This window comes from Synechococcus sp. OH2, from assembly GCF_047462155.1.
Taxonomy (GTDB): domain Bacteria; phylum Cyanobacteriota; class Cyanobacteriia; order Thermostichales; family Thermostichaceae; genus Thermostichus.
On sequence record NZ_JANSIR010000035.1, the window covers coordinates 1 to 6893 of the forward strand.

Annotated in this window: 7 protein-coding genes; 3 read left to right on the top strand and 4 right to left on the bottom strand. The window is 61.7% G+C overall.

Features of this window, described 5'->3' with window-relative positions:
- Positions 1–103 precede the first annotated feature (103 nt).
- Together tsaE and lgt are read right to left on the bottom strand one after the other, a co-directional pair.
- The gene (tsaE, locus tag NW835_RS02350) at positions 104–691 is read right to left on the bottom strand and encodes a tRNA (adenosine(37)-N6)-threonylcarbamoyltransferase complex ATPase subunit type 1 TsaE (RefSeq protein WP_414414425.1); all 588 of its coding nucleotides are present in this window, start codon (positions 689–691) and stop codon (positions 104–106) included.
- A gap of 3 nt (positions 692–694) precedes the next feature.
- On the bottom strand, positions 695–1543 hold the full coding sequence (gene lgt, locus NW835_RS02355; protein ID WP_414414426.1) for a prolipoprotein diacylglyceryl transferase: 849 nt from the start codon (positions 1541–1543) through the stop codon (positions 695–697).
- Positions 1544–1798: 255 nt separating this feature from the next.
- On the opposite strand from lgt, the gene recA reads away from it, so the two are divergent.
- A complete protein-coding gene (gene recA / locus NW835_RS02360; RefSeq protein ID WP_414414427.1) occupies positions 1799–2926 on the top strand; it encodes a recombinase RecA in 1128 nt (375 codons plus the stop codon).
- Positions 2927–2941: 15 nt separating this feature from the next.
- Here recA and NW835_RS02365 read toward each other — a convergent pair whose 3' ends face one another.
- Together NW835_RS02365 and NW835_RS02370 are read right to left on the bottom strand one after the other, a co-directional pair.
- On the bottom strand, positions 2942–3754 hold the full coding sequence (locus NW835_RS02365; RefSeq protein WP_414335762.1) for a TrmH family RNA methyltransferase: 813 nt from the start codon (positions 3752–3754) through the stop codon (positions 2942–2944).
- Between the two features lie 33 nt (positions 3755–3787).
- Positions 3788–5134, bottom strand: coding sequence for a 16S rRNA (cytosine(967)-C(5))-methyltransferase (locus NW835_RS02370; protein WP_414335764.1), 1347 nt, complete (start codon positions 5132–5134; stop codon positions 3788–3790).
- Positions 5135–5222: 88 nt separating this feature from the next.
- Here NW835_RS02370 and hisA point away from each other — a divergent pair, with 88 nt between their 5' ends.
- Together hisA and NW835_RS02380 are read left to right on the top strand one after the other, a co-directional pair.
- On the top strand, positions 5223–6008 hold the full coding sequence (gene hisA / locus NW835_RS02375) for a 1-(5-phosphoribosyl)-5-[(5-phosphoribosylamino)methylideneamino]imidazole-4-carboxamide isomerase (protein ID WP_414414428.1): 786 nt from the start codon (positions 5223–5225) through the stop codon (positions 6006–6008).
- A gap of 121 nt (positions 6009–6129) precedes the next feature.
- Positions 6130–6893, top strand: a 764-nt coding sequence (locus NW835_RS02380) for a M20 metallopeptidase family protein (RefSeq protein ID WP_414414429.1), incomplete at its 3' end; no start/stop codon positions are given.

The window sequence follows — 6893 nt, forward strand, 5'->3', positions numbered from 1 at the left end:
CTACAAAGATCTAGAAAACTTTTGTCACCACTTGGGTAGCTTACCCTAGTTGCGAGTGACTATACTTTATGGATAGAAATTCGCTCTTTTTTTGAATGTTTTGCTAACTCAATTGAGAGAGCACTTGCTGCCAAAGGTGGGCGAGCTGGGATCCTTTGCCTTTGGCGTACAGCAGGCGGGATCCCTCTTCCTGGGAATGGAGTTCTAGGCGCAGCCAGAGATAGGTTGCTGGCAAGTAGGGCAGGTACTGAGGCCACTCGATGGCGGTGATCCCAACTTGGCTCCAAAGTTCTTCCAGCCCCAGATCGTCGAGAGTTGAGGACTCGGCTCCGCCAGGGGCAGACTCTAGACGGTAGAGATCGCAATGAAAGAGAGGGATCCGTCCCGTGTGGTATTCCTGCACCAGCACGAAGGTGGGGCTGTCGATGGGTTCAGGGATCCCCAAGCCCTGGCCTAGGCCCTGTACAAACGTGGTTTTGCCGCTGCCCAGGTTCCCTTCTAGAAGGATCACTAGGCCGGGAGGGGAGTTTATCCTGCTCCTGCCCTGGGGGTTGTGTTGCTGGCCTGAAGAGTCAAGGAGGCGAACGACAGCCTGGGCTACCAGGGCCGCCAGCGATTGGGTGGCAGCGGCAGAGGGCAACACCAGAGGAGAAGCTTGTTGCCAAAGCTCTTCATCTCGTGCGCTCGCCATGGCTTACGGCTCCTTCGAGGGGTGCTCAGGGGTGGGGATCCCTGTCGAGAGATCGGGTGAGGGCCTCACTTGGCTCGGGTAAATAGAAGCACGTCTTTGAGCGGTCAGCATCACGGCCAAGCCAGCTCCGATGAGCAACAGGCTCACTCCCTGGGCCACTCGCAAGGACCCCAGCATGAGGCTGTCGGTGCGCAGCCCCTCGATCCAGAAGCGTCCAAGGCTATACCCCAGCAGGTAGAGACCCAGGAGGCTACCAGGCGGAGGCTGACGCCGATAGCTCAAAAAGAGCAGGATCCCGAAGAGGCAGAAGTTCCAGAGGGATTCGTACAAAAAAGTGGGATGTACCCGCGATCCGTCGGGGAGCTGCAGTTGTACCCACAGAGAACTCTCCGGGGGCAAAGCCTCTCCGTAGGCCTCGTTGTTGAAGAAGTTGCCCCAACGCCCGATCCCCTGGCCGAGGCTAAGGGAAGGAACGATGCAATCGGCCAGCAGCCAAAAGTTCAGCCGATTCCGCTGGGCAAATAGGTAAAGCGCTACGGTGCCCCCCAGCAAAGCGCCGTGAATGGCCATTCCCCCCTGCCAGAGGGCCAGGACTTTCCACCAAGGGCCATCTCGATAACGCTCCCACTCAAAAGCCACGTAGTACAGGCGGGCAAGGGGCAGGGATCCCGCCACCAGCCACAGTAGCAGGTTGGACATGGAATCGGGCGAGATGCCGCGCCGCGCCGCCAGATGGCGGGCCAGAAACAGGCCCAAAACAGTTGCCAAGCCGATCAGCAGGCCATACCAGCGCAGGCTGAACGGGCCCCAGGCGAACACAATCGGGCCAGGGGACTGCAACACCAGGGTCATGAGCACAGCAGGATTCCCGAACTGGTCTTTTTGACTCACTCTACCCGTTCTGGAAGGCCGAGCCGAGAGTTGGCCGGCAGCTTCCCCTCACCCCCGGCCCCTCTCCCAGAGGGAGAGGGGAGCTGGGAACTGAGGCAAGGTACGAGCTGACTCCAATTTGGAGGGAGATAAAGGGATCCGCTGAGGGCAACAAGGCGACAATGCTAGAATGCAGGCTCGATTTTCCACCGCAACTCCTGGGGGAGGGTGCTGGCCATGACCCGAAGCAAAGCTTCTGCCGTGAACAATGGAGACGACTTGGACAAGTTGAAGTCGGAGAAACGCAAAGCTCTGGATCAAGTGTTGGGCCAGATCGAGCGCAATTTCGGCAAAGGGGCGATCATGCGCTTGGGAGATGCGGCCCAGATGCGGGTGGAGACCATACCCAGCGGCGCTATCACCCTCGACTTGGCCATGGGCGGTGGCTACCCCAAGGGGCGAATCATCGAAGTCTTCGGGCCGGAATCTTCTGGGAAAACCTCGGTTGCTCTGCACGCCATTGCCGAGGTGCAAAAACGAGGGGGAACAGCCGCCTTTGTGGATGCCGAGCACGCGCTGGATCCCACTTATGCAGCAGCTTTGGGGGTGGATATCCAGGATCTGCTCATCTCCCAGCCAGACACGGGGGAGGCAGCTTTGGAGATCGTCGATCAACTGGTGCGATCTGCTGCTGTGGACATTGTGGTGGTGGACTCGGTGGCAGCGCTGGTTCCCCGCGCCGAGATCGAGGGGGATATGGGAGATGCCCACATGGGACTACAGGCCCGCCTGATGAGCCAAGCACTGCGCAAGATTGCCGGCAACGTCAGCAAAACCGGATCAATTGTTCTGTTCCTTAACCAGTTGCGCTCCAAAATCGGCGGCATGGGCTACGGCCCCCAGGAAACCACCACCGGCGGCAATGCCCTCAAGTTCTATGCGTCGGTGCGGCTGGATATTCGCCGCGTGCAAACTCTAAAAAAAGGTGCTGAAGAATACGGGATCCGAGCGCGGGTCAAGGTGGTGAAAAACAAAGTTGCTCCCCCCTTCCGGCGGGCAGAATTTGACATCATCTTCGGCCAGGGCATCTCCAACATCGGCTGCATTGTCGATTTGGCTGAGGAGATGGGCATTCTCAAACGACGCGGTTCCTGGTACAGCTACAAAGAGGAGAATGTGGCCCAAGGGAGAGACAATCTGGTCGTTTACCTGAAAGAAAAGCCGGAGATCCTGGCGGAGGTGGAAGCGGCTGTGCGGGAAAAACTTTCTGCAGGGGTAACGGTTTCTGCCAGCCGACCGGGGGGGATGGAGGAGGGAGAGCAGGAAGAGGTTGAGGCCCCCATCTTTGCAGATGAGGAGTTGTGAAACGAGGGCGGCTCTTTAAGCTGTGTCTCTCAACTGGGCTCGCCGCTGGCGCAAAGCTTCGTAGAGCAGCAATCCCCCTGTCATGGCCACGTTGAGGGATTCGACGCCCTCGGCCATCGGGATTCGCACCTGGGCATCGGCCTGCTGGATGGTGGATGCCTTTAGGCCAGCCCCTTCGTTGCCCAAGAGAAAAAGGGTTGGCCGGGTGAGGTCGTGATCCCAATGGCAGGTGGCCAGAGGGGAGAGGGTGGCGGCCAAAACTTGGATCCCTTGGCGACGACAGGCCTGGATCCAGGTGGGCAGGTCGGGCAAGACTTGCGGCGGGCGGCGAAACCACTGGCCGGCGGAGGCCCGCAGGACTTTGGGGTTTTCCGGATCGACGCTGTCTGCGCTTAGCCAGAGGCCATCGGCTCCGGTGGCCGCCACGACGCGGATCAGGGATCCCAAATTACCTGGATCTTGCAGGGCTTCGACCACCAAGCCCAGGCGCAACGCCTCTGGGGGAGGGGAGGCGATTTGCCGGCTAACGGCCACAGCTACAACCCCTTCCGGAGACTCGGTGGTAGAGAGGGCCGCCATCACTTCTAGGCTGACGGCCTGCCGCCGCAGATGCTGGGGCAGGCTGGCCAACAACTGGGGATGACGCTCGGCCCAATCGAAGGTGTAGCAGACAGCTCGCAGAGGCCAGCCGACCCCCAGCGCCTCTTCGAGGAGGTGGGATCCCTCTATTAAGAAGGCGCCCTGTTCCCGCCGGCCTTTGCTGCGGTGCAACTGCCGCAACTGCCGGATCCAAGGGTTTTTTGGGCTGGTGAGCAGCTCAGAAGCCATGCGGAGGAAGAGGAGAGATGGGACGGGGAAGGCTTAATCGCAGCGGCGCAGCCGTTGGATAAAAAATCCATCCCGATCCTGGCGATGGGGCCAGATGAGCAGGGGATCCCCTTCGGCAGCCCAGTGGGGATGCCGGTTCAGAAAAGACTGGATGACCGCCTCGTTTTCGGCAGGATGCAGGGTGCAGGTGGCGTACACCAACAGTCCGCCCGGCTTGAGCCAACGGGCTGCCACCTGCAACAGCCGGCCCTGCAGATGGGCCAGCTCCTGCACCTGATCGGGGGTTTGGCGCCAGCGGGCATCGGCATGGCGGTGCAGGGTTCCCAGGCCAGAGCAGGGAGCGTCCAGCAACACCCGGTCGGCGCTCTGCCAGGGGGGCAGGGGGGCAGGGGGTTCGGCAGCAGCGCTCAGGGATAACAGGTCGATGGCCAGGGGACGGATCGAGCGCAAGCCTAAGCGCTGCACATTTTCCTCTAGGCGCCGCAGGCGGTGGGGATGGCGATCCAGGGCCCAGATCTCGCCGCGATCCTGCATCTGCTCGGCCATGTGGGTGGTCTTGCCGCCGGGGGCGGCACAGCAGTCGATCACCCGTTCTCCCGGCTGGGGATCCAGCCAATGCACCACCTGCTGGGCGCTGGCATCCTGAACACTCCACCAGCCCTGGGCAAAGCCCGGCAGGGCCCTGATATCGCCGGCAGGCCGCCCTAGCCGCAGGGCGCCCGGCACCTCAGGGATGGGTGAGGCGGGGATCCCCACTTCTGCCAAGGCTTGAATGACTTTGTTCACATCTGCCCGCAGCGGGTTAACCCGCAGATCCAGGTGGGGCGCTCGGTTGAACCAGGCGCACAACTGCTCGGTCTCGGCTGGCCCCAGGCGCTCCCACCAGAGGCGCACCAGCCAGTCGGGAAAGCTGTGCCGGATCCCCAAGGCCTGAATCGGATCCGTGGGCAGCGTGTCCTGTAAGGGCTTGAGCGGATCCTTTTCCGCCCCATCCAACGCTTGCCGCTGGTAGGCACGCAAGATGCCGTTCACCACCCCTGTCAGGGATCCCAGGCCCACCTGGCGGGCCAATTCCACGCTGGTGTGGATGGCGGCGCTGGGGGGGATGTGATCCAGAAAAGCCAGTTGGTAAAGGCCAAGGTGCAGAATCAGCCGCAAGTCGGGCGGTTGCTGGTAGGCAGAGCGGCGGGCAAAGCAGTCGATCAGGGCATCAAGGGTGCGGCGACGGCGGGTAATGCCGTACACTAGCTCGCTGACCAGGTGCCGGTCGGCGGGGATCAGGCGGCTATGGGCCAACAGGTGCTCCAGCACCAGGTCGGCGTAGGCGTTTTGCCGCTCGATCTTCTGCAGAGCCAAGAGGGCCAGTTGACGCGCGTTCATGGTCGCCCCAAAGGTTTTCCTATCCGCTGCCCTTGTCCAGGATCCCCGCTGGGCGATACTGGAAAAGCTCTTCTCCAGGGATCCCATCATGCCTCACGCCAGTGTCTTTCTCGAGGTGATCCCCGCCATCGACCTTTTGCAGGGCCGCGCCGTGCGTCTTTACCAAGGCGATTACGCCCAGGCGGAACAGGTGGCCGCCGACCCCATCCAGCAGGCAGAAATCTGGGCTGCCCAAGGGGCGCCTCGCCTGCACGTGGTAGACCTGGACGGGGCCAAAAGCGGGGATTCGGTTAACTTGCCCATCATTGCAGACATCGTCCGCAAACTGGCCATCCCGGTGCAGGTGGGGGGCGGGATCCGATCTCTCGAACAGGCGCGGCAGTTGCTGGACTTGGGGGTAGATCGGGTGATCGTCGGCACTGTCGCTGTGGAGGATCCCAACACTCTAGAGGCGATGACTCAGGCCTTGCCAGGACGCATCTGGGTGGGGATTGACGCCCGCCAAGGGCAGGTGGCTACCCGCGGCTGGCTGAACACCACCCCCCTGCCGGCCACCGAACTGGTGCAACGGGTACAAGCTCAAGGGGCTGCCGGGATCATCTACACCGACATTGGCCGGGATGGCACCCTGGCCGGCCCCAACCTGGAGCAGTTGCGGCAGGTTCTGGCTGTTTCCCGCCTGCCGGTGATTGCCTCTGGGGGCATCGGCTCGCTGACGGACTTACTTGCCCTGCTGAGCTTGCCGGGTTTGGCCGGAGCCATTCTGGGCAAGGCCCTTTACTCAGGAGCCATCTCCCTGCCGGAGGCGTTGCGCGCCGTGGGGCCGGGCCGCTGGCAAGATCTGCCGCCAGAAACGGGATCCCGGTGGGCCTAGGAAGAAACAGCCCTGGCAAAATTTTTGCCATACTCTATGAAACCGACATGTAACTAAACAGCTTCTGGGAAACCAACTGGGAAGGAAGCTCTTCCCCAGACTGACTCTTGTCTAGGCGTTTATGGAAGTTCCCGCCCTTCGCCCCGCCGTTCAAGCCTTACAGCCGGAGTTGGTGGCCTGGCGCCGCCACTTGCATAAGTACCCAGAGCTGGGTTTCCAAGAGAAGCAAACTGCCGCCTACATCAGCCACCGCCTGAGAAGTTGGGGGATCCCGCACCAGACCGGCATCGCCCACACCGGCATTGTGGCCACCATCGCGGGAGAAGAGCCAGGGCCGGTTTTGGCGCTGCGGGCCGACATGGATGCCCTACCCATTCACGAGGCCAACGAAGTCGAATACCGTTCCGCCATCCCCAACGTTATGCACGCCTGCGGCCATGATGGCCACACGGCCATTGCCCTGGGCACCGCCAAGCTGCTGCAGCAGCAGCGCCAAAGCCTCAGAGGCACCGTCAAAGTCATTTTCCAGCCCGCTGAAGAAGGTCCCGGCGGAGCCAAGCCAATGGTGGAAGCGGGGGTGCTGAAGAACCCAGATGTAGAAGCCATCCTCGGCTTACACCTGTGGAACAACCGTCCTCTGGGCACCATTGGCGTCAAAAGTGGCCCCTCGATGGCCTTTGCCGATCGCTTTCAAATCGAGGTCATTGGACGGGGCGGCCATGCCGCTCTTCCCCAGCAGACGGTGGATGCCATTGTGGTCGGATCCCACATTGTGAGCGCTTTGCAGACCATCGTCTCCCGCAACGTGGATCCACTGCAGCCGGCGGTGGTGACGGTGGGCCGCTTCCGGGCCGGCGATACTTTCAACGTCATCGCTCCCAGGGC

Bases quoted from the DNA above. Each gene is read 5' to 3' on its own strand.
- tsaE (WP_414414425.1), bottom strand. From the start codon at position 691: ATGGCGAGCGCACGAGATGAAGAGCTTTGGCAACAAGCTTCTCCTCTG.
- lgt (WP_414414426.1), bottom strand. From the start codon at position 1,543: ATGACCCTGGTGTTGCAGTCCCCTGGCCCGATTGTGTTCGCCTGGGGC.
- recA (WP_414414427.1), top strand. From the start codon at position 1,799: ATGACCCGAAGCAAAGCTTCTGCCGTGAACAATGGAGACGACTTGGAC.
- NW835_RS02365 (WP_414335762.1), bottom strand. From the start codon at position 3,754: ATGGCTTCTGAGCTGCTCACCAGCCCAAAAAACCCTTGGATCCGGCAG.
- NW835_RS02370 (WP_414335764.1), bottom strand. From the start codon at position 5,134: ATGAACGCGCGTCAACTGGCCCTCTTGGCTCTGCAGAAGATCGAGCGG.
- hisA (WP_414414428.1), top strand. From the start codon at position 5,223: ATGCCTCACGCCAGTGTCTTTCTCGAGGTGATCCCCGCCATCGACCTT.